The sequence below is a fragment of the Rothia sp. HMSC071B01 genome (assembly GCF_001808945.1).
Lineage (GTDB): Bacteria > Actinomycetota > Actinomycetes > Actinomycetales > Micrococcaceae > Rothia.
The window spans coordinates 298,926-324,306 of record NZ_KV795071.1 but is presented as its reverse complement, the minus strand read 5'-3'; the positions used below and the strand labels follow the sequence as shown (position 1 = coordinate 324,306).

Annotated in this window: 17 protein-coding genes; 12 read left to right on the top strand and 5 right to left on the bottom strand. The window is 59.9% G+C overall.

Translation table 11 applies throughout. The annotated features are described in order from the left end of the window. Positions 1 to 253: 253 nt before the first annotated feature. Positions 254 to 1,630 carry a 6-pyruvoyl tetrahydrobiopterin synthase gene (locus tag HMPREF2527_RS04760; RefSeq protein WP_070506781.1) on the top strand — a complete coding sequence of 459 codons (1,377 nt, stop codon included), beginning with the start codon at positions 254 to 256 and terminating at the stop codon, positions 1,628 to 1,630. A gap of 11 nt (positions 1,631 to 1,641) precedes the next feature. After that, complete coding sequence (locus HMPREF2527_RS04755; protein ID WP_049359850.1) at positions 1,642 to 2,421, top strand: hypothetical protein; 780 nt, start codon at positions 1,642 to 1,644, stop codon at positions 2,419 to 2,421. A gap of 180 nt (positions 2,422 to 2,601) precedes the next feature. Here HMPREF2527_RS04755 and HMPREF2527_RS04750 read toward each other — a convergent pair whose 3' ends face one another. Beyond that, positions 2,602 to 3,528, bottom strand: a complete 927-nt coding sequence (locus HMPREF2527_RS04750; RefSeq protein ID WP_070506779.1) for a LysR family transcriptional regulator — start codon at positions 3,526 to 3,528, stop codon at positions 2,602 to 2,604. A 513-nt stretch (positions 3,529 to 4,041) separates the two neighbouring features. Between HMPREF2527_RS04750 and HMPREF2527_RS04745 the strand changes: the two genes are divergently transcribed. The 6 genes from HMPREF2527_RS04745 to HMPREF2527_RS04720 all read left to right on the top strand — a co-directional run bounded on the left by HMPREF2527_RS04745 (position 4,042) and on the right by HMPREF2527_RS04720 (position 13,755). Next, positions 4,042 to 7,533, top strand: coding sequence for a bifunctional proline dehydrogenase/L-glutamate gamma-semialdehyde dehydrogenase (locus HMPREF2527_RS04745; RefSeq protein WP_070506776.1), 3,492 nt, complete (start codon positions 4,042 to 4,044; stop codon positions 7,531 to 7,533). A gap of 332 nt (positions 7,534 to 7,865) precedes the next feature. Next, complete coding sequence (gcvH, locus tag HMPREF2527_RS04740) at positions 7,866 to 8,258, top strand: glycine cleavage system protein GcvH (protein WP_005507722.1); 393 nt, start codon at positions 7,866 to 7,868, stop codon at positions 8,256 to 8,258. 608 nt (positions 8,259 to 8,866) lie between these two features. Next, complete coding sequence (locus HMPREF2527_RS04735) at positions 8,867 to 9,640, top strand: transcriptional regulator FtsR (RefSeq protein ID WP_070506772.1); 774 nt, start codon at positions 8,867 to 8,869, stop codon at positions 9,638 to 9,640. A gap of 733 nt (positions 9,641 to 10,373) precedes the next feature. Then, the gene (locus HMPREF2527_RS04730; protein WP_005507725.1) at positions 10,374 to 11,018 is read left to right on the top strand and encodes a MerR family transcriptional regulator; all 645 of its coding nucleotides are present in this window, start codon (positions 10,374 to 10,376) and stop codon (positions 11,016 to 11,018) included. Positions 11,019 to 11,209: 191 nt separating this feature from the next. Then, complete coding sequence (locus tag HMPREF2527_RS04725; RefSeq protein ID WP_049345252.1) at positions 11,210 to 12,022, top strand: ParA family protein; 813 nt, start codon at positions 11,210 to 11,212, stop codon at positions 12,020 to 12,022. A 275-nt stretch (positions 12,023 to 12,297) separates the two neighbouring features. Then, positions 12,298 to 13,755 (top strand): mycothione reductase, encoded by a 1,458-nt coding sequence (locus HMPREF2527_RS04720; RefSeq protein WP_070506770.1) that lies wholly within the window; start codon positions 12,298 to 12,300, stop codon positions 13,753 to 13,755. A 126-nt stretch (positions 13,756 to 13,881) separates the two neighbouring features. On the opposite strand, the gene HMPREF2527_RS04715 is transcribed toward HMPREF2527_RS04720, so the two are convergent. Further along, positions 13,882 to 16,044 (bottom strand): AMP-dependent synthetase/ligase, encoded by a 2,163-nt coding sequence (locus HMPREF2527_RS04715; protein ID WP_049356198.1) that lies wholly within the window; start codon positions 16,042 to 16,044, stop codon positions 13,882 to 13,884. 152 nt (positions 16,045 to 16,196) lie between these two features. Then, on the bottom strand, positions 16,197 to 17,063 hold the full coding sequence (locus HMPREF2527_RS04710) for an alpha/beta hydrolase (protein ID WP_049359865.1): 867 nt from the start codon (positions 17,061 to 17,063) through the stop codon (positions 16,197 to 16,199). Between the two features lie 225 nt (positions 17,064 to 17,288). On the opposite strand from HMPREF2527_RS04710, the gene HMPREF2527_RS04705 reads away from it, so the two are divergent. Both HMPREF2527_RS04705 and HMPREF2527_RS04700 read left to right on the top strand, forming a co-directional pair. After that, entirely contained in the window at positions 17,289 to 18,038 is a 750-nt protein-coding gene (locus tag HMPREF2527_RS04705) for a lysophospholipid acyltransferase family protein (protein ID WP_070506767.1), read from the top strand. A gap of 336 nt (positions 18,039 to 18,374) precedes the next feature. Continuing rightward, complete coding sequence (locus HMPREF2527_RS04700; RefSeq protein WP_070506765.1) at positions 18,375 to 19,739, top strand: class II 3-deoxy-7-phosphoheptulonate synthase; 1,365 nt, start codon at positions 18,375 to 18,377, stop codon at positions 19,737 to 19,739. 149 nt (positions 19,740 to 19,888) lie between these two features. Here HMPREF2527_RS04700 and HMPREF2527_RS04695 read toward each other — a convergent pair whose 3' ends face one another. Then, positions 19,889 to 21,595 (bottom strand): serine/threonine protein kinase, encoded by a 1,707-nt coding sequence (locus tag HMPREF2527_RS04695; protein ID WP_246824777.1) that lies wholly within the window; start codon positions 21,593 to 21,595, stop codon positions 19,889 to 19,891. Between the two features lie 249 nt (positions 21,596 to 21,844). Here HMPREF2527_RS04695 and HMPREF2527_RS04690 point away from each other — a divergent pair, with 249 nt between their 5' ends. Continuing rightward, a complete protein-coding gene (locus HMPREF2527_RS04690) occupies positions 21,845 to 22,213 on the top strand; it encodes an Rv2175c family DNA-binding protein (RefSeq protein WP_070506761.1) in 369 nt (122 codons plus the stop codon). A 126-nt stretch (positions 22,214 to 22,339) separates the two neighbouring features. Here the strand turns inward: HMPREF2527_RS04690 and HMPREF2527_RS04685 are convergent, their stop codons facing one another. Continuing rightward, positions 22,340 to 23,572 (bottom strand): polyprenyl synthetase family protein, encoded by a 1,233-nt coding sequence (locus tag HMPREF2527_RS04685; protein WP_070506758.1) that lies wholly within the window; start codon positions 23,570 to 23,572, stop codon positions 22,340 to 22,342. 185 nt (positions 23,573 to 23,757) lie between these two features. On the opposite strand from HMPREF2527_RS04685, the gene dinB reads away from it, so the two are divergent. Then, positions 23,758 to 25,179, top strand: a complete 1,422-nt coding sequence (gene dinB / locus HMPREF2527_RS04680; RefSeq protein ID WP_070506756.1) for a DNA polymerase IV — start codon at positions 23,758 to 23,760, stop codon at positions 25,177 to 25,179. The last annotated feature ends 202 nt before the right edge of the window (positions 25,180 to 25,381 follow it).

Here is a 25,381-nt window from a genome sequence, read left to right as displayed (position 1 = left end):
GGGGGGGGGGTACTCCTCGACCGCCGCGAATTATTCGAGCTCGGCTTGAATGATGCTTCAAGGCGACACTGAGTGTCGTCGTGGGGCGGTTCTTAGACGTACAATGTGAGTCGTTTGCACTGCACTCGGTGCAAATTTTTGCTTGCGGATGCAACATTCGCCTGCAGAACACCGATACAGAACACCGATGTCTACCGCTTACGTGCACACCGCACGAATTGGCGAGTCACTCACCGTTGAAAGAACCAGCCACATGAACATCACCTATAACGCCCAGCGGAACCCGCACCTGGGCGCTCCCGGCGTCACCACCATGCACGGTGAGGCTCAGTCCTCCGACGCGACCCCTCTGCCCGGTCCCGGCGCGGGGCAGTGGCGCATCACCGGAACCAAGCTTGGCGGCGCCTGCCCGACGATCCTTGCCGGGCGCGACGGCTTCATCCAGGTGCTGTGCACCCAGGTCTTTGCCCACGGAGAATTCATCACCCCGAAGCTTTCGATTCTTGACCCGCACACGGGCCGCGAGCTTTCGCACCTGGACATCCCCAAGGGAGCCCTGCTGGGAGGCGTGTACGCCTACCTTGACGCGAAGGACCGCATGGTTCTGGTGGACGGTTCGCAGTGCCTGCTGAAGCTGGGACACTCGAGCGACGGCCGCAGTATTCGCGTGGAGGAGCGCATCGACCTGAGCCGCATGCTGGCCCAGAGCCCCAAGGATGCGGTGGTCGGCCTGGTGCCCGATTGGGGCGGGCGCATCTGGGTCGCCACGAAGAACGGCTACGTCGCGGTCATTGATGCGGAGCGCGGCACGATTCGTTCCATACGTTTGAACCGGGCGTCGGTGGCCGGCGAGCGCATCGACAACTCGATTTCGGCCTGCCCGCTGGGGGTGAGCGTGGTGACTTCTCACGCGATCTACATGCTGCAGGCGAGCGCCGCGGGCGAGCCGACCCTGCGCTGGTGGCACGCCTACGACCGCGGCACGGCCCGCAAACCGGGCAAGCTGGCCTGGGGCTCGGGTGCCTCCCCGACTTTCTTCGGCCCGAACGGCTCGGACTACGTGATGCTGACCGATAACGCGGACGTTCAGGAGTCGGTCATCGTGTACCGCACCGAGGACGGTTCGAAGGTGGGGAGTGCGGGGCTGTTCACCGCGGGTGCCTCGGGCACCGAGAACTCCATGATCGGCGTGGGGAACACGATGGTGGGCGCGAACACCTACGGCTATCCATACCCCAAGTATCCGGAGGGGGCGGGCCCCTCGGTCCCGGCGACGGCTCTCTTTGCGCCCGGCATGGAGCGCTGGGATATTACCGACCGCGGTCTGCGTAAGATCTGGGACCGTAAGGACGTGTACTCTTCGGCTGTTCCTCGCTATTCCACCGCTGACGACCTGATTTATACCTGTGAGCGTCGCCGCGGTCCGGCTGGTTTGGCGAATGGTGCTTACGCGTGGGCTGTCGCGCTGGACATGGAAACCGGTAAGACGATGCACGAGCAGCGCCTGCCTCAGCATGTGAGCCTGCTACTTGGCGGTGGCGACACCCTGCAGATGGTGGGCACGATTGACCGCTACGGCACCTGGTGGCAGGGCACGATTAGCGGCGTGTACCGTATCGCGAAGGCTTAGAGGAGTAGAAAATGACTAAGAATAATCTGATGAACGCTTCTCGCCGTACCGCGTTGAAGGTTGCGGGCGCTTCGGCTGCCCTGGTAGCTGGCGGCGTGAGCGCTGCGGAGGCGGCAACTCGTTCGGGCGGTAAGCGCGCTCGCGTGACCCCTGTGACCCAGCGTCCTGGCGGACAGCGTGGTGGACAGCACGGTGGCGCGGCGAGTTCTGCGCTGGTGCAGGTTCCGATGCGCTATAACGAGTCATGCATCCGCCTGGAGTTGAAGGTTGCTAACGGTGTGCAGGCTGTGTCTATGCAGAGCCAGCCTGCGCGTACTGTTGCTTTCCGGAATCTGCCGACTCGCCTGAGCATTATTAATGAAGGTAATTCGACGCTGCCGGTGGGTACTCGCCTGATGGTGCGTGCTCGCGCGCAGGATCCGAAGACTGGTTTGTTGTTGAATCCCGCGGTGACTCTTCGTGTCACCTCGGGGCAGGCGGTGCTGCCTTCGGGTAGCCTGGGTGCTTCGGCTTTGGTGGCTCCTGTGGATGCTCTGAATCTTGATGCGGTGCGCCGTAGCGAGCAGACCGGTCAAGCTGGTGCCGGTAGCGAGAATGTTCTGGAGTTGCGCACTGCTATTCCTCGCGGTCACCGCTTGGATGTTCAGCTGAATTATCAGGTGGCTTCGGGTGTTGCCGGTTCTGCATTGAAGCAGGTTCATGTGAGCGCTGTGCTGGATATGGCGGCGGCTGGTTTGTCCTCTTCGTTCTACGAGGTACAGAGCCCGGCTGTGGTTGCTTCGCTGAACTAGCAGTTGGGCTGGCTCCTGTGAGGGATGGCACGGCGGGGGAGTAGCTCCGTTGTGTGCTTTTATACCTCTATATATAGGCGCCTGTTCAAAAAGGTATATTGAAAGGTCGGGGTCGTTCGTGGGAACGGCCCCGACCTTTGCGTCGGTTGGTTTATCGAGATGAGCGGCAGCCGATTTTTCTTATGCGGTTTCGGTCTTGTCGTGTTCGCCGAATGCCACCTGCACTGCGTGGTGTAGCGCTTGGCGCACCATGGCGATGGCGGGGTTAGCGGCGGACTCTCGGCGTACAGCGGTAAAGATTTTGCGGGAGGGCTTGCCGGGGAGCTCTACGATGCGTAGTCCCTCGGTGGTGGAGAGGGAGGAAAGGATGAAGCCGGGCACGATGGTGACGGCGAATCCTGCCTTGACGAGGTTGGAGTTCGTGATCATGTCGTTGGCGCTGTAGCGGATGACCGGCTCGAATCCTGCGGTGCGGCACTGATTGAGTGCCCAGCTGCGGGAGGTGTTCTGCTCCATTTCGAGGACCCAGGGCAGTGCGTGCGCCTCCTCGATTGAGGTGATGGTCGAGGTGCTGGGCACGATGAGGCTGAGCGGGTCTTCGGTGAGTAGCTCGGAGTGCAGTTCGGGGTATTCGGGGATGTGGTGGTGCGGGTAGGCTTCGGAGAGCACCATGTCGTACTCGCGGCTTCGGGTCAGGGAGGTGCCGGTTTCGGGGTCGATTTGCAGTACCTGCAGGGTGAGCGAGGGGGCGTGTTCAGCAAGGTAGGTGAGAGTTGCGGGGAGTAGTGCGAAGGCCGCGGACTGGAAGATGGCGAGGCGGACCACGCCTGCCGGTTCGCCGGTGAGGTTGGCGACGGAGGTTTGCATGCGGTCGAGTTCGCGCAGGATGCTACGGGCGCTGTCGACGACGATGAGTCCGGCGCTGGTGAGCTGTACGCGCCTACCGATGCGCTGCAGAAGCGGGGTGCCGGTTTCTTTTTCGAGGGTGGCAATCTGCTGGGAGACGGCGGAGGGGGTGAGGCTGAGTGCTTCGGCGGCGGCGATGACGGTGCCGCGTTCTTGGATTTCGAGGAGCATTTGCATACGTCGGATGTCGTAGATTGACACGTTTTTCCTCCCTGGTGCACTCGGTTGTTCGGGTGGGCTACGCTCCCGAGCTCTTCCGTGGTGCGTCTCTCATCGTGGACTCTTGTCTATGGTACCGTGCGGGCTTCCGGCCGGCTCTTTTTGAGACGCTTGAAGTGGGGTGGTGGCATGTTGGCTTGTGTAGCGAGTATTTTCGCGTTGATGGGATGATCCTCGGGGGTGAAGATGCTTCTGGGAATGGTTTTGAGGTGTTCGTTTGTTGCGAAATGGGTTCGATATTTGCGCTCTGAAAGTGCTAGCCTGAGAGGGATGGATAGCGATGTCGCTACAAACTTCACCTCGTCTCTTCGAGCAGGAGGTTCGTAAGGGGCGCGGGGTGAAAACCTCACCGCACAATCATTAAGAAAATCTAAATGAATTTTGGAAAAAACATTCAGTTTTTCTAATGAGGTATTTATTACCCTTTTGTGGTGAAATAGAGACATCGCCAAACGTGGTGTGTACCGCACACAGTAAGATAGTTAGGAGTCAAGGATGACCCATCCTTTCGCATCTGAGCACTACCAGAAGATGGCTCTGGAAGCTCGTCAGCTTGTTCGTCAGTGGGTAAACGAGTCCCAGTCGATCAAGCCCACCTTCGCAGCTGAGCAGCTCGCCGGTGTTCTGAAGGACCCCAATGGTCTTCCCTTCACCGTCGGCTTTGTTGATGGCGTTATTCGCCCCGAAGACGACAACGTCTCCGGTCGCAACCTCTCCCGCATTTCCGGTCTGGCACCTTCCTTCCTGCCCTGGTACATGAAGTCCGCTGTTGGCTTCGGCGGCAAGCTGGCTGGCAAGGTTGCATGGCCCACCGTTCCCGTTGCACGTCGCGTGCTGCGCGAGATGGTCGGTCACCTGATTGTTGACGCTTCTGAGGAGAAGCTGGGCGACGCTATCGCAGAGCTGACCAAGACCGGTAACCGCCTGAACGTTAACCTGCTCGGTGAAGCAGTTCTGGGTGACAAGGAAGCAGAGCACCGCCTGGCTGAGACCAAGCGCCTGCTGGCACGTGACGACGTTGACTACGTCTCCATCAAGGTGTCCGCAGTTTCCGGCCCCCACCAGCACTGGGCATTCGACGAGGTTGTTGAGACTGCTGTTCGCCGCCTGACCCCGCTGTACGAGCTGGCTGCTTCTTCCTCCCCCAAGAAGTTCATCAACCTGGACATGGAGGAGTACAAGGACCTGGACCTCACCATTGAGGTATTCACCAAGATCCTGGACCAGCCCCAGCTGAAGGACCTGGAAGCAGGCATCGTGCTCCAGGCATACCTGCCCGACACCCTGGCTGCAATGCAGCACCTGCAGGAGTGGGCTGCAAAGCGCGTTGCTGCTGGCGGCGCAGGCGTCAAGGTCCGTCTGGTTAAGGGTGCAAACCTCTCCATGGAAATCGTGGAAGCTGTTATGCACGGCTGGCCGCTGACCACCTGGGACACCAAGCAGGCTGCTGACACCAACTACAAGCGCGTTCTGGACTACGCACTGCGCCCCGAGCACGTGAAGAACATCCGCCTCGGTATTGCAGGCCACAACCTCTTCGACGTTGCTTTCGCTCTGCTGCTGTCCGAGGACCGCGGTGTTAAGGATCGCGTCGAGTTCGAGATGCTGATCGGTATGGCTGAGCAGCAGGCTGAGATTATCCGCCGCCGCGTTGGCCACCTGCTCCTGTACGTGCCCGTCGTGAACCCCAAGGAATTCGACGTTGCAATCGCATACCTGATCCGTCGCCTCGAGGAGAACGCTTCCTCCGAGAACTTCATGTCCGGTATCTTCGACCTGGCAACCGACGAGTCCATCTTCAAGCGCGAAGAGGACCGCTTCATGCGTGCACTGAACTCCGTCACCGACGAGGTTCCCGCATCCAAGCGCTCCCAGAACCGTCTGACCGAGAACGAGGACAACGTCTTCGTACCGGCAGGCCGCTTCGAGAACACCCCCGACACCGACCCCGCACTGGCAGGTAACCGTGAGTGGGGCCGCGCAATCCTCGAGCGCTCCAAGACCAGCAAGCTGGGCATCGACACCCTCAAGGCTAACGAGCTGACCAGCGAGGCTGAGGCTGAGAAGCTGATCAAGGAAACCGAAGAGGCTGGTAAGGCATGGGGCAAGCTCTCCGGCCACGAGCGTGCAGAGATTCTGCGCAAGGTCGGTAAGGCTATTGCCCTGCACCGCGGTGACCTGCTGGAGGTTATGGCAGCTGAGGCTGGCAAGACCCTGGAGCAGGGCGACACCGAGGTCTCTGAGGCAATCGACTTCGCATACTACTACGCAATGCTGGCTGAGGACCTCGAGAAGATCGACGGCGCAAAGCACAAGTCCGTGGACCTGACCCTGGTTGTTCCCCCGTGGAACTTCCCGACCGCTATCCCCGCCGGTGGTGTTCTGGCTGGTCTGGCTGCAGGTTCTGCTGTCATCTTCAAGCCCGCAACCATTACCGCACGTACCGGTGCGCTGATCGCAGAGATTATGTGGGAAGCAGGCGTTCCCAAGGAAGTTCTGAAGCTCATCAAGGTTGTTGACCGCGCTGCAGGTAAGGTGCTCATCTCGCACCCCGAGGTTGACCGCCTGATTCTGACCGGTGGTTACGAGACCGCTGAGCTCTTCCGCTCCTGGCGTGATGACCTGCACCTGTTCGGTGAGACCTCGGGTAAGAACTCGATCATCGTCACCCCGAACGCTGACATCGACCTTGCCGTCAAGGACGTTGTTTACTCGGCATTCGGCCACGCAGGTCAGAAGTGCTCCGCTGGTTCGACCGTTATCCTGGTTGGCTCCGTGGCACAGTCCGAGCGTTTCCGCCGCCAGCTGATTGACTCCGTCAGCTCCCTGCACGTAGCACACCCGCAGGACATCGAGTCCCAGATGGGTCCCGTTGTTCAGAAGCCGGAAGAGAAGCTGCTGCGCGGTCTGACCACCCTCGGCCCGGGCGAGCGCTGGCTCATTCAGCCGAAGGAACTGGACGAGACTGGCCGCCTGTGGAGCCCCGGTGTTCGTGAAGGCGTCAAGCCCGGTTCCGAGTACCACATGACTGAGTACTTCGGCCCCATCCTGGGCATCATGACCGCTGACACCTTGGAAGAAGCAATCGAGCTGCAGAACGCACCCGATTACGGCCTGACCGCAGGTCTGCACTCGCTGGATGCTGACGAGCTCGAGCTGTGGCTCTCCAAGGTCCAGGCAGGTAACCTGTACGTCAACCGTGCAATTACCGGTGCAATCGTTCAGCGTCAGCCCTTCGGTGGTTGGAAGAAGTCCACCGTGGGTTCCGGTACCAAGGCTGGTGGCCCCAGCTACCTGATCGCTCTGTCCGATTGGGAGCCCGTACAGGCAACCGCAACCGCTGTCACCCACTCCGTGACCGTCCGCGAGACCCTGGCTACCATCGAGAACTCCGAACTGGGCAAGCGCGAGGACTTCGCATTCATCAAGCGCGGTGTCTCCTCTGACGCACACGCTTGGGACACCGAGTTCGGCTTCGGCCACGATCCCTCGAAGCTGGGCGTGGAGCGCAACATCCTGCGCTACGTACCCACCCAGGTTCTGGTTCGTGCAGACGAGTCCGCATCTGCAGCAGAGACCCTGCGCGTTGTGCTCGCCGGTCTGGCAGCTAACGCACCGGTTGCTCTGTCCGTCGGTAAGGACCTGCCGGTCGACGTCCGTGGCGTCCTCGAGAACAAGGGCATCAAGTACGAAGTCAAGTCGGACGCTCAGTTCCGCGAGTACCTGGCTTCGAACGCTAAGACCCCGGTTCGCGCACTGGCTGGTACTCCGCTGGAAGGCACCCGTATCCGCTACATCGGTAACGACGTGAAGTCCATCTACTCGGCACTGGGTGGTCGCCCGGATGTTGCAGTGTACTTCGCACCGGTCACCGAGGCTGGCCGTATCGAGATGCTGCCCTTCCTCCGCGAGCAGGCTGTTTCGATTACCGCACACCGTTTCGGTAACCCGAACCGCTTCTCCGAGCGCGTCATTTCTTCCCGCTAAGGCGCTGTGAGAGTTTAGCTCTCTAGCCTAGGCTCAGGGCCCTGCACCTTCATGGTGTGGGGCCCTGAGCCTTTTGGTGTGTCTGATGGCTGTCTGCTGGAGGTGAGTAATAGGGGTGCTTCTAGGGCCTTGGGAAGGGGTGATTGTTGAGCGGCTAGATAGGATAAGGAAAATATAGTGTCTTAGAAGTGGTACGGGGGTGTTTGGACGTGCCCCGCGTTACTTCTTATGTGATAATTGGTGTAGGACGTTCCGTCATCCCACATACGGAACGACACCGTGCGCGGGACGGTCCGCGCTACGCAAGAACACACTGAAAGGACACCGCTGCTATGAGCAACGTTCCCGCAGAACTCTCGTACACTTCTGAGCACGAGTGGGTTTCCGCTCTCACCGCCGAGGGCACCGTACGTGTTGGTATTACCGACCACGCTCAGGATGCACTGGGTGACGTCGTCTACGTCGACCTTCCCTCTGTCGGCGATTCTGTAGCTGCTGAGGATAGCTTCGGTGAGATTGAGTCCACCAAGTCTGTCTCCGATCTCTTTGCTCCCATCGCTGGCGAGATTGTCGCAGTGAACGAGGGACTGGAGGATGACCCCGCACTGGTCAACTCCGATCCCTACGGCGAGGGTTGGATCATTGAGATTCGCCCCGAGAACGCTGATGATCTGGCTAACCTGCTGGATGCAGAGGCGTACAAGGCTGAGCTGGCTAAGCTCTAAGTCGATAGTCTAGCTCGATAGACTCTATAGCTCTGGCGTCCCTCGTGTTAAGAGGTACGTACTGATGAAACGGCGAGACCGATTGGTCTCGCCGTTTTTCTTTCAAAATGCACACAAACGCAAATAGTGGGGCGTATTTAAGATTCATCTTGAGGGTCTCTGAAGTTGTCTGAGGGGCTTGAAAGATGGCTAAACCCCTAGTGGGAGCCTCTTTCAGGTTAAATGTGATGAAAACTTCAACTATCGCGAGAAGATAAAATTTTCCTCGTAAAGCAGTCCAATATGAGATATATGCGTTCGAAGTATTGGAATTTTGCTAAAATTGGTACTGTCTCTACTGATTAATGTTTGATTGTGTGGCTATTTTTGGGTTCAAAAAGCCCCTGAAAAGGGCGAACTAAATAGCAAAATGCCTTGTGAGGCTATAAGATTGTCTCGAAGGTTTGCGGTTTATCATTTCGTGATAAACAACTAAACTTATCTATCACACTCTCAACACTAAGCAAAGATGTTCGGCACGGAGCGAGACCCCCGACCGGGGGAACGAGCCACTCACTCAAATTTCGGCTCGTATCGACATCGGCTGAACAAGTACCCGAAAGACATAGATGACCTCACGCATCGATGAAAACCTCACTAACGCTGAGGTTCAACTAGAGGACGTGGAGAACGGCGACTCTGACCGTAACCCGCGTGACGTTAAGAGCCGGACCATCGGTCAGGTTCTTAGTCAGCTCGACCTGGAGTTCCCCGGAATTAGCGCATCCAAGATTCGCTTCCTGGAGGAGCGCGGCCTGGTGCACCCCAGCCGCACCGAAACCGGTTACCGCAAGTACTCCCAGACCGATATTGAGCGCCTGCGCTACATCCTCACTATGCAGCGCGATCACTACATGCCGCTCAAGGTAATCCGTCAGCATCTGGAGGATCTGGAAGCCGGTCGCGTGCTGAACTCCATGCCCGCCACCGTAAGTGAAGACGTCCTGGATACCGTCCTCGGACCGGACGAGCAGGAAGGCCGCACCTACACCCTCCGTGAGCTGGCAGAATACGCTAACACCACTCCCGAACTGATTCGCGAGCTGATTGACTTTGGACTGCTCGAAGACGGCTCGGATGTGGAATACACTGATTACGACGTGCTGATCGCCCGCGTGAGCGCAGAGCTGACCCAGCACGGCATTCAGCCCCGTCACCTGCGCGCATTCAAGTCTGCGGCAGACCGCGAAATCTCCCTCGTGGAAATTGCGGTGGCTCCGCTGGCATCGCGCCGCGACGCAGCCTCCCAGGCTCAGGCGCAGGAACGAGCCGACAAGATTCGCAAATTGTGCCTGCAGTTGCACGCAACCCTCGTCGAATCGGCAATGCCTACCTACGAGTAGGCGGCTGAAGGCGCAGACGACCGGACTGTCTACCCTTCTCAAACCCATGCGGTTCTACCGCACCCCGAACGGGGTTTTCTTTCCGGGATACACTGCTGACCACGGTGTTTCCCTCTATAGTCCCTACCCGCACCAACGGGTAGAGGCCTCTAGACTTGGACGAAGCCGACGCTGGCACGCTCGGAATTTCTACCCCTTCGTCCAACACGAAGAGCTTTCTCACCAGGGGGCTCCCGGCCTGCCAAGGCTATTCACTCAACTCAGCGGTAAATGCGTACGGACTACCAGCCCGTACGCATTTACTTTTTAAGCTCCTCCCTGTATAAACTCCCCTGTGGGATGGGCACCCCGAAGAGCGAAGGGAACAGTGGGGGAGGAGCGTCCCTACACGGCGTTAATGAGACAAGAATGAATCTGAAAAGATCATTCGCTTCGGTGGGTTCAATTTTAAGTAGAGCCCTCTATCAGTTAAAATAGATTGAACAACCGCGCCTATCGCGCATCGGTCGCACTATCGAATCGTGTTCTACGAACCGAATAGTCGAGCCAATGTGTAGTATTGAAAACCGCGTAGCCAACCTCGCAGAGGGAAGCCGCGCGAATCATAGACGCAGATTCTAGACCTCAACCCTAGAATCTCACCCCGAGAATCGGGTCTACACCGGAACGATATCGACCGCATTTGATAGGGCGCGGTGAAGCACTTAAAAGGGTTTAACGAAAAGGAGGGACCGTGCTAGAGCAGCAGGTAGCCGAAAATGCAGGCGAGGCCGCAACCACGCACGCACCCCAGGGCTTCGACCAGCCCCTGGATGGCTTCGACACCCTCTTCCCCGTAGCACCGCCTCCGCGCGGTGAACAGGGCGTACTCTTCACCGACCCTGTCTCTGTCGTCGAGGAAAACCTCGGCTACCGCGGCGCCGTCGCCTGCAAGGCAGCCGGCATCACCTACCGCCAGCTCGACTACTGGGCACGCACCGACCTGGTCGTACCCACCGTGCGTGGCGCCTCCGGATCCGGTACCCAGCGCCTCTACAGCTTCCGCGACGTGCTCGTGCTCAAGATTGTGAAGCGACTGCTCGACACCGGCGTGTCCCTGCAGCAGATTCGCACCTCCATCGAGCATCTGCGTACCCGCGGCATTGACGACCTCGCGAACATTACCCTCATGAGTGACGGCACCACCGTCTACGAATGCACCTCCCCGAGCGAGGTCATTGACCTGGTTCAGGCAGGTCAGGGCGTCTTCGGCATCGCTATCGGTCGCGTCTGGCGCGAAATCGAAATGAACCTCAACGGTCAGCCCGGCGAAGAAATGCACGAAAACTTCGAAGGCGACGAACTTGCCGCCCGCCGTGCCCGCCGCGCACAGGCATAAAACACAAAACGTGAATCAGCCCGCGCTCACTACCTATCGGGTAGCGAGCGCGGGCTGAAGCTTTAAATGCGAGGGAATATTCAATGCTCACTTGAGAAAAAACTCAAGATACACCCCTGTCAGAGCCAGAAGAAAAGCGAAGATTCGCTAAAATAAAGGGGCATTACACCTCACTCATAAAAGGGACCTGCATGCCCCGCATCGTCAGTATCAGCAGCCTCAAGGGTGGCGTTGGCAAAACGTCCATCACTTTGGGGCTCGCCTCCGCGGCATTACACAGCGGACTCTCCACACTCGTTATTGACCTCGACCCCCACGGCGACGCCAGCACCGGCCTGGCAGTGGATGAAACCATCCCCGACGTCGCCTCCCTGATCGCTAGTTCCAATGAGCGTGCCTTCGCGGAGGAAGCCGGTAGCTCCTCCTGGAACGCGCTCGTCGGCAAACCCACCCTGCTGACCAATAACCCCGTGACCACCGGTAGCGTGAAGGTGGCGCGAGGCTCGGCGCGCTCCACCCTCGTGGACCGTCAGGAAGCCGCGCCGTTCATCCGCCGCTTCAAGCGCATGGTGGAGGCGGCTGCGGACGCCTACGACGTCATCCTGATTGACTGCCCGCCGTTCCTCGGAACCCTGTCTTCAATGGGCTGGGCAGTGAGCGAGCGCATCCTTTCGGTCGCAGAGCCTTCCCTTTTCTCCGTGGCGGGCACCGAACGAACCCTGCGCGCCATCGTGCGCTTTCAGCAGGAAAGCGGCATCAGCATTGACGGTGCGGGAGTAGTTATCAACAAGATGCGCCCCAACGACAGCGAACACCGCTACCGACGCGACGAAATGCGCTCCCTTTTCGGCGATCTTGTCGCAGAGCCGGTGCTCGCTGAAAGCCCCGTGCTGCAACGCGCCCAGGGTGCGGCGTACCCGATTCATTTTTGGCCCGACGAAGAATCGGTTGATCCCGCCATTGACTTCACCCGTCTGCTGGCTGGGCTTATGGCAGACATCTAATCGCTGACCTCTTAGCGCAGACATATACGCGTCACTAATCCGCGGGCTCGAATAGTTCTCAACGCTTGAGTGCGTCTTCTCAAAGAACCGCTGTGTTCTCAGCGCTGTGGTTCTTTGGGACGGCGCACCTTTCGCATATCCGTCAACATTGACACCAGATAGTGGGAATAGCCGGTAGCCTCCACGCGTTATAGTGGCAGTAACAGAAATAACCCCGCTATCGAGGGGCATGCTGGGAACGAGCCCAGCCTCAACACCAACAACGAGAGGACCACATGAGCATCGAGAACGTAGAACGCATTGACGGCGTAGCACAATACGACCTCATCGTCATCGGCTCCGGATCCGGCAACACCCTCATCGGCCCCGAATGGGACGACAAGAAGGTCGCCCTCATCGACGGCGGCATCTTCGGCGGCACCTGCCTGAACGTTGGCTGCATCCCCACCAAGATGTACGTCTACCCGGCGACTATCGCGCAGAAGACCCGCGAGGTCAAGCACCTGGGTGTCGACGCACATGTAGACGCCGTGCACTGGGCACAGATTCGTGACCGCATCTTTGCCTCTCGCATTGACCAGATTGTTGAAGGCGGCCGCGAATGGCGTGCCGGTCTGCCCAACGTCGACTTCTACGACCAGTACGCGCGCTTCGTCGGCTCCCACACCGTCGAGCTGACCGACGGCACCCGACTGCAGAGCCGCCAGATTGTCGTTGCGGCAGGTTCGCGCGCCGTGCTGCCTCCCGTACCCGGTATCGACTCCTCCAAGGTCTACACCAACGACAACGTCATGCGCATGGATGAGCTGCCCGCCCGCATGGTCGTCATTGGCGGCGGTGTGATTGCGGCAGAATTCTCCCACGTTTTCTCCGCATTCGGCACCGAAGTAACCCAGCTGAACCGCTCCTCCCGCCTGCTGCGCGGTGTGGACGAAGAGGTTGTGGCACGTTTCGAAGAAGCCGCAAGCAAGCAGTGGAACATTGTCAAGAATGCGTCCCTCTCCGAAATCCGTGAGAACGCCGACGGCAGCGTGACCGTTGTAGCAAAGCACACCACTGAGAACGGTGAAGAACTGCTCGAAATCCCGGCAGACGCTGTGCTCGTAGCGACCGGGCGCCGCCCCAACACCGACACTCTCAACGCGAAGAACTACTTCGACGTGCAGGACGGCGGCCAGCTCAGCGTCGATAAGTACCAGCGTGTGCTCTACAACGGCGCACCCGTATCCGGCGTCTACGCCCTCGGCGACGTGTCCAGCCGCTACCAGCTCAAGCACGTGGCAAACCACGAGGCCCGCGTTGTGCAGCACAACCTCAGCCACCCCGAGGACCTGCGTGCCAGCGACCACCGCTACGTACCGGCTGCCGTCTTCAGCAACCCGCAGATTGCTGTGGTCGGCATGACCGAAGAGCAGGCGCGCCAGGCGGCTGAACGTGAAGGCTTTGAGATTACCGTCAAGGCACAGAACTTTGGCGACACCGCCTACGGCTGGGCAATGGAAGACAAGATTGGCCTGTGCAAGCTCATTGCCCGTAAGGACAACGGTGAGCTGCTCGGTGCACACCTGGTCGGTGAAGAGTCCTCCGTGCTCATCCAGCCGCTCCTGCAGGCAATGAGCTTCGGCATGGATGCGCGCACCCTCGCACGCGGCCAGTACTGGATTCACCCGGCACTGACCGAAATCGTTGAGAACGCGCTGCTCGGTCTGGAATTCGACGAGCCCGCAAACTAAGAACCCGCCATCTAACGACGGCTAGATAACGTCCGAAAATCGAGGTTTCTAGCGAACAAACAGAGAGGAGGGGATCGTACCTAAGCGGTACGACCCCCTCCTCTCGTTATTGGTGGCCAGAGCCGGTTATGCCTTGTCGCTGTCAGACTTCTGCGGGTTCTGCTCTGCAACAGTCTTCTTCTCAGTCTGCGCGGGCTTCTCAGCGGGAGCATTAGCGGAAGACTTCTCAGCCTTTTTTACCTCTTCAGCCTCCTCTTCCTGAGGCTTCTGCATCATCTCGGCGGTCTGTTCACGCAGCTCCTCAAACTTCTCAGCCGCCTGCTCACGCAGCTCGGCAAGACGCTCCGCCTGGTGGTCCGCGTACTCGTGCAGACGCTCTGCCGCCTGCTCACGCAGTTCAGCGAACTTCTCAGACTGCTCCGCCGCGTACTCCTGCAGGCGAGCCAAAGAATCCGACGTGCTATCGGAAACCTTGCCGTACATCTCATCCACGTAGGAGGAGAAGTCCTGCAGAATCTTCGCGCGGCGCAACTTCTGCGAAGGAGTCAGATAGCCGTCCGCCTCGGTCAGATCGCGGTTCATAATGCGGAACTCGCGAATACCCTCAGCGCGGGAAACCAACTGGTTCGCCTCGTCCACGAGCTTCTGAACTGCAGCACGAACCGCCGGGTGAACAGCAGCCTCCGGGATGGAGAGCGAACGCGGCAGACCCAAGTGCTCCAACTGCTCGGGCAGGGTATCCGGATCCAGGGTCACCAGAGCCGCAACGAACGGCTTCTCATCGCCTACCAGCATCGCCTGAGAAACCAGGGGAGAGGTACGAAGATGAGTCTCCGCAATACCCGGAATCACGTTCTTACCGCCGGCGGTGACAATGATTTCCTTCTTGCGGCCCACAATCTTCAGGTAGCCGCGCTCATCGAAATGAGCCAGGTCACCGGTACGGAACCAGCCGTCCTCAGTGAACGCCTGAGCGTCCTCTTCGGGGTTCTTGTAGTAGCTGCTAATCACGCCCACGCCACGAACCAGAAGCTCGCCGTCCTCAGCAATATAGCCTTCGGAACCGGGGATGAGCGGGCCAATCATGCCAATCTGGTACGGGTTGATGCGGCCAGCCGCAATCGGGGCGCAGGTCTCGGTCAGGCCGTAACCCTCAACCACCTGCACACCCACCGCGTGGAAGAAGTGCGCCAGGCGCTCGCCGAGGGGACCGCCGCCGGAGACCGCGTAGCGCAGCTCGCCGCCCAGAGCCGCACGCAGCTTCGAGTAGACCAGCTTGTCGTAGAGAGCGTACTGCGCCGCCAGCTTCAGCGGGACACGGCCCTCAACCTTCGCCTGTGACCAGCGCACCGCAATATCGGTGGAACGCTCAAAGAGCGACTTATTGAACTTGCCGCCCTTAGCCGCCTTCGCCATGGCGCCCTCGTACACCTTCTCAAAGACGCGGGGCACCACCAGCAGCATGGTCGGCTTGAAGCTATCCAAGTCAGCAGCCAGGTTCTTAATATTGGGGGAGTGACCGATGACCAGACCGGCATCCAGTGCCAGCACCTGAATCAGACGCGCCAGAACGTGCGCCAGCGGCAAGAAAAGAATGGAGGAGTTGCGGGAGTTCGCAATCTCGGGTTCGACCATTTTGGTGTTGACACTCAGGTTTAGGAAGTGGCCGTGAGTCAGCGCGCAACCCTTGGGGCGGCCGGTCGTGCCGGAGGTATACACAATGGTCGCGATGTCATCACAGCCGGCAGCGGAACGTACCTGCTCCAGCTGCTCATCGCTCACCTCGGACGCGCGAGCGCTGAGGGCATCAAGGTCGCCGTTCTCAATGACCCAGCGGTGCTTGAGCTGGCACGGTTCAGAAGTGGAAGCGGCGTATTCTTCAGCCTCAGCCACACGATTCAGGAGCTTCTCATCCTCGACGAAGATGGCGACAGCCTCAGAATGGGACAGCGCCCATGCAGCCTGGGCGGCAGCGTTCGTCTCATATACCGGCACGGAGACAGCACCGGCATACCAGATGGCGAAGTCAATGACGGTCCACTCGAAGCGGGTGCGGCTCATAATGCCCACACGGTCACCCGGGCGGATACCCGCAGCAATCATGCCCTTAGCCAGGTCGGTCACCATCTGGTGGAACTGCTGGGCTCGAACCGGCTGCCAGTTACCCGGCGACATCTGACGGCGGTACAGCACCGGGTTGGAGCTATCGGCTCGGTGGCGCTCAACAATGCTTGTCAGGTTCAGCGAGGGGTCGACAAGAACCTCAGCGGGAGTGGAGAAGACTTTCATAATGCGCCTTTCAAATCAGGGCGTAAGCTCGGGCGGTCCGGTGCCGCGGGCTGTCCTCGATTTCTCGAGGTGCCGTGATGGCTTTCTGAGTGTTCTGTCCACCGCGGCGGGTGATGCATTCGCCGGTGTGCAGCGGGCGGAACTGTCAGAATTTAGTGGTTTAGTGATGCGACAAAAGCTTGAACAGTAGAGAGAAGATACTCGGCGTCGTAGTCGAGCGTTGCCACATGGTAGCTGCGGGTCAGCCACCTAAATTCTACAGGAACTGAACAATGTTCGAGAAAATATTTATGGGAGCTATCCGACACAGTATGATCGCCCAGTGAACGCAAATACAGAACCGGCGACTTCAACTGCGGGATCAGAGCACGAGTCTCAGCACCCAAAAGATGTAGCTGATGCACTGCTGCCGTTGGAACGATAGAATACGCGCCCTCGCTCACACCCGGAACCGCAATATCAGACCCGATCGCCTTGAGCACCGGCAGAACCTTCGACACCTTACCGGCGTGACGCATCATCGGGTTCACATCCACCATGTAGGGGTTGATGAGTACCGTACCCGCCACCGGCAGGCGCGCCGACAGATGGGTCGCCACCGTGCCGCCCATCGACATACCAACGACCACCACACGCAGACCCTGATCGGCTAGGCGACGGTACCCCTGCTCGGCAGAAGCTAGCCACTGCTCATAGGTGCTATCGCGCAAATCTTTCCAATGAGTACCGTGACCGGTCAGCAACGGCATCTCCACCGCATACCCGAGCTCCATAAAATGCTGAGCCAACGGGCGCATGCTATGCGGTGAACCCGTAAAACCGTGCACCAGCAAAATACCCACAGAATGCTGCGCCGGGTCAGGACTAAAAGAAACGGGGGAGTGATCGAACGCTTCCTGGTCGCCCTCGAGGCGACGCGCCAGGGAGTCCTTAACATTTTGGGTTGCTAGAAGCCGGCGCTCGCGAGCCTTGCGGTGCATCCGCTTGAGCGGCTCCAACGAGTTATCAAAAATGCTCATGGTCCTCCTTAGCCAACCTGCGCGAATATGAACGCAGGTGCAGGCTCTATAGCGTACCCCGACCGGCTACCGCGGGCACAGCGCCGATGCTGGTATATCGCCTCCAGCGCACCCAATACACCGGTGCGCAGAAAAATCGTTCTCTTTTCTTTAATTATCGCGCGTTCTCTCGCGCCTCTCCAGACACGCTAGAATTGAGCCGGGAACATTCAGAGAGGAGACCCCATGCCTAACGCCGCCCTCTATTCAACGCTCAAGATTCTTGGCTCCCCCCTGCTGCAGGGACTGTACCACCATGACGTGGTGGGCCTTGAGAATCTGCCCGAGGGTCCCTACATTGTCGCAAGCAACCACCTGGCGTTCTGTGACTCCATTTTCATTCCTCTCGCTATGCCTCGCACCGTGAACTTCCTCGCCAAGAGCGACTACTTCACCACCCCCGGCGTGAAGGGCCGTGCCATGGCGGCGTTCTTCCGCGGCGTCGGCCAGCTTCCCATGGACCGCTCCGGCGGCCAGAAGAGCCAGGAATCCCTCAATGCCGGCGCGCAGGTCCTCAAGGACGGCGGCATCATCGGCATCTATCCCGAAGGCACCCGTAGCCCCGACGGACGCGGCTACCGCCCCAAGGTCGGTGTCGCCCGCCTCGCAGTTGAAGCAGGCGTGCCCGTAGTGCCCGTCGGACAGATCGGTACCGACCTGATTCAGCCCTCCGGCTCGAACCGTATCCGTCTGCGCCATGACGGCAAGCCCATCCAGGTGCGTACCATTATCGGCAAGCCCCTCACCTTCGAGGAATACACCGACGGCTCAGACCTGAGCCACCGCGTTCAGCGTGAAATCGCCGACCGTATTGGCTCCGAGATCCGTGCCCTCAGCGGCCAGGAATACGTGGACGTGTACGCCGACCGCGTCAAGAAGCTCATGGCTGATAAAAACATGAGCGCTGATGAGGCGGTCGCACACCTGCAACGCTAAACGTTGAGACAACACCCTGAGACAGCACCCCGGGTGCACACATACGACAGATACACACATGCGCCAGAGGGCGGGATGCGGTACGTGCCGCATCCCGCCCTTTCGTATGCCGTTCTGTCAGGGCGCTTTTCACCCCTCGTATCGCCGACACCGGGTGGCGCCATCTAAACATGTGAGATGTACCTGACTGCAGGGTTAGGTGTTGAAGCAAGCAAGAGTACAATTAGGTCTATTCAGCCTGAAGAATCGCAAGCCAGCACGCCGCACACGGCGCGCCGAGCACCCGAAACGGCGGCTGAATCAGAAAACGCACAAGACCATCCCAATGGAGTGAAGATGAGCAATCAAAACCTCAGCACCTCGCAGGCCCCCGACCACGGCCTGGACACCTGGCGTCAGCTGCACATTGACCAGCAGCCTACCTGGAGCGAGCACGAAGATTTTGAGAGCACCATCGCCGAGCTGAACTCGGTACCGCCGCTCGTTTTCGCCGGTGAGGTCGACGCCATGCGCCAGGCACTCGGTGAGGTTGCTGAAGGCCGCGCATTCCTCCTGCAGGGCGGCGACTGTGCAGAAACCTTCGCGGGTGCAACCGCCGACAAGATCTCCGGCCGCGTCAAGACCATCCTGCAGATGTCTGCAGTGCTCACCTACGGCGCCTCCATGCCCGTGGTGAAGATGGGTCGCATGGCGGGTCAGTTCTCCAAGCCGCGCTCCGCAGACATGGAAACCCGCGGCGACATCACCCTGCCCTCCTTCCGCGGCGAGACCGTCAACGGCTTCGACTTCACCCCCGAAGCACGCGTGCACGACCCCAAGCGCATGTTGCGCGGCTACCACACCAGCGCCTCCACCCTGAACCTGGTGCGCGCCTTCACCAAGGGCGGCTTCGCAGACCTGCGCGCCGTACACCAGTGGAACCGGGGCTTCACCTCCAACCCCGCCCACGAGCGTTACGAGAAGACCGCTAATGAAATCGGTCGCGCCCTCAAGTTCATGGAGGCCTGCGGCGTGAACTTCGAGGCCCTCAAGACCACCGACATGTACGTTGGCCACGAGGCCCTGGTTCTGGACTACGAGCGCGCCCTGACCCGCATCGATTCGCGCACCCAGCTGCCCTACGACACCTCCGCACACTTCCTGTGGATTGGTGAGCGCACCCGCGGCATCGATGACGCCCACGTGGACTTCCTCTCCAAGGTCCGCAACCCCATCGGCGTGAAGCTCGGCCCGACCACCACTACTGAGGACGCACTCGCGCTGATTGACAAGCTCGACCCGAACCGCGAGCCCGGCCGCCTGACCTTCATCACCCGCATGGGCGCAAAGAACATCCGCGAGAAGCTGCCCTCCATCGTCGAGGGCGTGCAGGCTGAAGGCGCGAAGGTCGTCTGGGTCACCGACCCGATGCACGGCAACACCATCTCCGTGCCCTCCGGCTACAAGACCCGCCGCTTCGACGACGTGCTCGACGAGGTTCGCGGCTTCTTCGAGGTGCACGAGGCTCTGGGCACCTTCCCCGGCGGTATTCACGTGGAGATGACCGGCGACGACGTAACCGAGTGCCTGGGCGGCTCCGACGCCATCGACGAGGCAGCACTGGCTGACCGCTACGAGTCCCTGTGCGACCCGCGCCTGAACCACTCGCAGTCCCTGGAAATCGCGTTCCTGGTCTCCGAGTACCTCAAGAACCGCGCATAAAACGCTCACGCTTTTCGCCGCGATAGGTGGCGGAGAGTAGCAGACGCGACAATGCCCGGGTCTTCACTCACACTGAGTGAAGACCCGGGCACGTGCGTTTAAGTAGCGCGCGGTACAAACGGGGAAAAGACGCTCAGGAAGGCGCGCTGCTAGAAGGTCAGGAACGCCTCAATATTACGCCACCACGCCGACTGCACCAGCGAAGTAGCAAGCCACCAGCCGGTAAAGCTCGCGCCCATACCCATCAGAATCAACGCCAGAGCCCAACCGCCCACCGCCATACCAGAGGGCGGAGTCCTAAACTGCTTAGCCGGAAGGCGAGGATCCTTCTGCGAAGACTGCTCGGAATCCTGGGAAGAAACGGTCTCCTCAGCCGGTGAAGCCTCAGTGGCGCTCGCCGACCCCTTAGACTTCGGGCGACGCGCACCCGAGGGGCTCAACGAACGTTCCGCCTGAATCGGGGCGTACTCGCCGTTAGCTGAGATGAACTCTTGCTCCGTCTGCGGGCCAATGCCAACGGACTGAGTCAGCGGGCCCTTCGCCGCGGCGGTACGGCGGCCCATGAACGAACCCAGACCATGCTTGCCGGATTTGCCCTTTGAGCCTTCCTTCTCCTGATCAGTGTCAGAATCGTCATTATCGGAGGCAGAACTCACCAGAGGCGGAATACCCTGGCGGTTCAGCACCGAGTCCTCAGCGTCAACGTCGGCAAGGTGCACACCCTGACCAGCCGCCGAAGCGTCGTACACGAGGCTGTCGGGGGAGTAGACATCGTAGACCAGCAGATCGCGGGCATCGCTAAAAGCACTAATCGGGGTGTTACGCACCATCTGCGCGGCGCCGCTACGCTCCGCAATATCGGCGACGGCCTCCCAAAGAGGAAGCTCCGGCTCCGGGCACGAGGGGGCACGCCAGGCGCGCTCAGCCTCACCCAGCGACTCAGAAATCTCCAGCAGAGCCGTAAACAGCTCGGTCGCATCCTCCGGGCGGGCGTGAGGCTGCTTGCGGGTACACCACGAAATCAGCCCCGCAATATCGCGGTCCGCACCCGGCGCCACATCGGTCAGCGCGGGCATCTCAATGTTGGCGTTGTGGTAGAGCACCTGCTGGTCATTCTCCAGACCCACAAAGGGCAGACGACCCGAAAGCATGCGGTACATCATCACACCGAGCGCAAAAATATCAGCCTGCGCGCCGACCTTCACCTTTGGATCCAGGACCTCCGGCGCAACGTAGGCGGGGGTGCCCATGGGTGCGCCCGCATCCACCTGATCGTCACGGCGGGAAAGACCAAAGTCCGTGAGCTTCACCTGACCGTTAGCGTCGAGAAGAATATTGCCCGGCTTAATATCGCCGTGCAGGTAGCGGTTCGCGTGCACCTCCGAGAGCGCCTCCACCACCGGAATGAGAATATCCAGAGCCTCACCCAGGGACAGGGCATTACGCACACGCAACAGCTGGCTCAGGGTGCAACCGTGCACATACTCCAAGACGATGTACATGACCATCTCGCCCGAAAAATATTCGGTACCCGAAGAAATCACACCCACCGTATGCCCGCCGCCGCCCACCTGGCGCATCGAACGCTCTTCACGGTGGAACTTCTGGCGGTTCGCCGCATCCTTCGCCAGGGTGGGGGAGAGGACCTTGAGCGCGACCGGGTTATTCGACCACAGGTCCAGCGCATAATAGACCTCGCTCATGCCGCCGCGGCCAATGAGCGAACCCACCTGGTAATGACCCTCAATAATGGCGCCACTGAGCCACTGCGAAGAACCGATAGCGGTATCCGGGGCAGCGGGGCGAGTGGCGGGAGGAATAGAAGTCTTTGAAGAAGAGGAAGCTTGGGGGTTCACGGGAGAAGTCCGGCGTGGGCTGGGAGTATTCATACGTTCCCTCATTTTAGCCCGCCCACCTGGACAGAAGCGATGCCAAAGGGAGCCGAGCAGGTGAACACTCAGCGAATTCTTAAGAAGTGCCGGTGGACCCGACTCCAACGCAAGAACAACGGGCAGGGCACAAGAACGAAAGATATATGGCAAGGCTCCAAAGCCTGCGGCGGGTCAAAAGTGGTAAATACGTGCCAGCTCTGGCACTCTTAAAAGGTGACTAACGAAAATATTGCTCAGACCTTCGCCCTCGTCGGCGATTGGGTAACTATCCCCGAAATTGCGCAGGCACTCGACCTGAAGGTGACCCGCGTTCACAACCTGATTTCTGACGGTACGCTCATCGCTCTGCGCGACCCGGAAACCAACGTGCGCAAGGTACCCGCACTGTTCATGAACGGTTCGCGAGTACTCGAATCCCTCAAGGGCACCCTCGCTGTCCTGAAGGATTCCGGCTTTAGCGATGAAGAAGCTATCGTGTGGCTGTACACCAATGATGATTCCCTGCCCGGTCGTCCCATCGACGCACTGATTGACGGTCGTAAGACTGAAATCCGTCGCCGTGCACAGGCACTGGCTTGGTAATCTGGCTTGGTGATATCGGCTCGGCACGATAGCTCAATACGTTGAGGCGGCATACTTCGGTATGCCGCCTCAACCTATTTAACGTTCTAACTGCGTTGAATCTCTACGCCTTGCGACGTAGCGCATCTACGCCTTACGACGCAGCGCGCGGCCCACAATATCGGTCAGCGCCGCATGCGCCAGCTCGTCCAGGTTCATCGCCTCCAGCGCCTCAAACACAGCCTGAGACTTCTGCTCAATCAGCTGCTCATGCTTGGCGAAAGCACCCGAAGAAACCATCAGCTCGCGGATGCGCTCCACCTGCTCATCGCTCAGCTCGGAATCACCCAAGCTATTGTGCAAAAGCGCCGCGTCCTTCTCATCGAGAGCAGCGGAGGTGAGCGCCACCAGCACGGTACGCTTACCCTCACGCAGGTCATCGCCGGCGGGCTTACCGGTCACCTCGGGCTGGCCGAAGACGCCCAGCTCGTCATCACGCAGCTGGAAGCCCTCGCCCAGCGGCAGGCCGAACGCGCGGTAACCGACAAGTACCGGGTGCTGCTCGCTCACGGCACCGGTGCCGTTCTCCAGCGCGGTAGCCTGCAGAGCCAGCGCACCACCAATCGTGAAGGGGTGCTCGCACGAGTACTTGGCGGACTTGAAACGAATCACGTTCAGGGCACGCTGCAGAGCCGCCTGAGCGTCCTCGGTTTCGAGAACCTCGGAGTAGACGTCCAGGTACTGACCCGCCAGAACCTCGGTGCGCATCCGGTCAAAAATAGTGCGCGCAGGGGCGCCATAGATTGCTCCCTCACCCAGGGACGCAAAAACCTCGGCAGACCACGCCAGGGTCAGATCGCCAGCAAGAATGCCGCCGGTCAGACCGTAGTTGAAAGCATCACCGCGCCAACTATTCTGCTCGTGCGCCGCCTCGAAACGCTTGTGCACGGAGGGAGCGCCGCGGCGGGTATCGGAGCGGTCGATAATATCGTCGTGAATCAGTGCGGAGGTCTGGAACAGCTCTACCGCCATGCCGGCCTTCACAATGGACCAGGATGCGCGGTTCTCGGTTACAGGTGCGCCGCCCGCACCACGCCAACCCCAGTAGCTCAGCAGGGCACGCAGGCGCTTGCCGCCGGTGGAGAGGGACTCAATAGCCTCAAGTAGAGGTAGAGTTTCGGCAGAAATGCCCTCGAGTAGCTCGCGCTGGCGGGCAAAAAACTCCGCCATGAGGGTGTCAAAAGCGTGCAGGTAGGCTCGCTGTTCTTCGGCAATGCGCTCAGCGAGGTGTACAGAATCCGCCTGGATATTCGGTGCCGCTACGGTGAGGCTCTCGGTCGCCTGGGGAGTGGGTGCTCCGGAAGGAGAAGGGGGAGTCATACTATCCTCGCTGATGGTCGCTGTGTACGGTCCTGATGCGGTGCGGTGTGCACTTCTTCTAGCTTAGTGGAGAAAAGCCCAAGAGAACGCATTTGCGAACACGTTTACGGTAAGTTGCCTCTATTTTTCGTAGAAATGTGCTATATTTTCGGTAGGTAGGCGTAGAAGCTATGAGAGGAGGCGACATGGGGCAGACGCGAACCGGCAAGAACAGCGGCGCAAGGAACGGCCGCGTCATTATGCACCTGGACATGGACGCCTTCTTCGTCAACGTCGAACTCCTCGAAAACCCCGCTCTGCGTGGCGAGCCCATTATCGTGGCGCCCCTGGGCCCCCGCTCGGTCGTCTGTTCAGCCTCCTACGAGGCGCGCGCCCACGGAGTACGCTCCGGCATGCCGCTCAGCCGCGCCCAAAACCTCAGCCCCAACGCCACCGTCCTGCCGCTGCGCGGCGACTACCGGCACTACTCCCGCGCCGTCATGGCAATCCTGAACGACCTGAGCCCCTACGTGGAACAGGTCAGCGTGGACGAAGCCTTCGTGGATCTGACCGGCGCCTACCTGCACGGCCAAGACCCCGTCGCCCTGGCACAGCGCGCTCGCGACCGCATCGCACAGGAGCTCTCCCTGCCCTCCTCGGCGGGGGTTGCTCCCAATAAGCTACTCGCCAAAATGGCATCCACCGGTAGCAAGCCGAACGGGCTGTGGGTTATTCCGCCCGAGCGCGTTCAAGAATTTCTTGACCCGAGAAAAGTCTCCGACCTGTGGGGAGTGGGCGCGAAAAGTACCGAGCAGCTCTCCCGATACGGTATTCACACCATCGCCCAGATGAGGTCCATGAGCCTGGACTGGCTCAAAGAACGCTTCGGCACTGCCCAGGGTGAGCACCTCTGGGCCATGGCGCGCGGTATTGACGAACGGCCCGTGGTTACCGAACGCGAAGAGAAAAGCATGGGTGGCGAGCACACCTTCGAGACGGATACGACCGATGCCCAGGAGGTTAGTGCTGCTATTCGGGAGCTGAGCCTCAAGCTGGGAAAGCGCTTGCGTGCCGCCGGGAAACTCGCCGGAGGGCTCAGCCTCAAAATCCGCTACAGCACCTTCGAAACGCACACCCGCGCTATTGCCCTGAACGTGCCCGTAGACTCCGGCATGCAGATTGCCTCCCTGGCGTTGGAAGCCCTGCGAGCCGATGAAATTCTGGTGGGGCAGGCGGCGCCCCGCGCCCTGCGACTCATCGGAGTGCGCGCCGAAAAGCTCGCCCGCGCAGAAGACGGAGTGCAACAAACTCTCTTCGACTCCATCGAGAGCGGGGCAAACTCACGCTCCGCACAAACTGGCTCTGCAAAAACTGCCTCCGCACAAACCGTCTCCGTACAATGGGGCGGCGGGGGAGCTGGTAATAGTCCGCAGAACGGTACTCGCACAGGGTCTGGTATTCACTTGGGATCTGGCGCGCGCCTCGTGAAAAGCGGCAGATGGTCCGAGGTGGAGCATGTCATGGACGCCATTCACCGCAAGTACAGCCGCGAAAGCCTCAAACCCGCCTCCGGGGTGGCTGGGCCGGAACAGAAAGCCGAGGAAAAGGCTGGACAAAAAGCCAAGTAAAAGACTGGGCAAAAGGCTGAGGAAGGGAACTATGCTGAGGGAAAGCTCCGCCGAAAGGATGGCACCCTCCACAGAAGACCTTAAGGCGCTTCTGCCTGAAAAGAATGCGCCAACCCCACCCGGCGCGGTACCATGGGAAGCATACGACGGGAAGAAGCGCTCACCGCGCCAGCTGATGCACTAGCTAACCTGGCTGATACCG

Excerpts from the sequence above, each read along its gene's own strand:
- dinB (WP_070506756.1), top strand. The coding sequence starts at position 23,758 with ATGGGGCAGACGCGAACCGGCAAGAACAGCGGCGCAAGGAACGGCCGC.
- HMPREF2527_RS04715 (WP_049356198.1), bottom strand. The coding sequence starts at position 16,044 with ATGAAAGTCTTCTCCACTCCCGCTGAGGTTCTTGTCGACCCCTCGCTG.
- HMPREF2527_RS04745 (WP_070506776.1), top strand. The coding sequence starts at position 4,042 with ATGACCCATCCTTTCGCATCTGAGCACTACCAGAAGATGGCTCTGGAA.
- gcvH (WP_005507722.1), top strand. The coding sequence starts at position 7,866 with ATGAGCAACGTTCCCGCAGAACTCTCGTACACTTCTGAGCACGAGTGG.
- HMPREF2527_RS04685 (WP_070506758.1), bottom strand. The coding sequence starts at position 23,572 with ATGACTCCCCCTTCTCCTTCCGGAGCACCCACTCCCCAGGCGACCGAG.
- HMPREF2527_RS04760 (WP_070506781.1), top strand. The coding sequence starts at position 254 with ATGAACATCACCTATAACGCCCAGCGGAACCCGCACCTGGGCGCTCCC.
- HMPREF2527_RS04725 (WP_049345252.1), top strand. The coding sequence starts at position 11,210 with ATGCCCCGCATCGTCAGTATCAGCAGCCTCAAGGGTGGCGTTGGCAAA.
- HMPREF2527_RS04705 (WP_070506767.1), top strand. The coding sequence starts at position 17,289 with ATGCCTAACGCCGCCCTCTATTCAACGCTCAAGATTCTTGGCTCCCCC.
- HMPREF2527_RS04720 (WP_070506770.1), top strand. The coding sequence starts at position 12,298 with ATGAGCATCGAGAACGTAGAACGCATTGACGGCGTAGCACAATACGAC.
- HMPREF2527_RS04755 (WP_049359850.1), top strand. The coding sequence starts at position 1,642 with ATGACTAAGAATAATCTGATGAACGCTTCTCGCCGTACCGCGTTGAAG.
- HMPREF2527_RS04735 (WP_070506772.1), top strand. The coding sequence starts at position 8,867 with ATGACCTCACGCATCGATGAAAACCTCACTAACGCTGAGGTTCAACTA.
- HMPREF2527_RS04710 (WP_049359865.1), bottom strand. The coding sequence starts at position 17,063 with ATGAGCATTTTTGATAACTCGTTGGAGCCGCTCAAGCGGATGCACCGC.
- HMPREF2527_RS04700 (WP_070506765.1), top strand. The coding sequence starts at position 18,375 with ATGAGCAATCAAAACCTCAGCACCTCGCAGGCCCCCGACCACGGCCTG.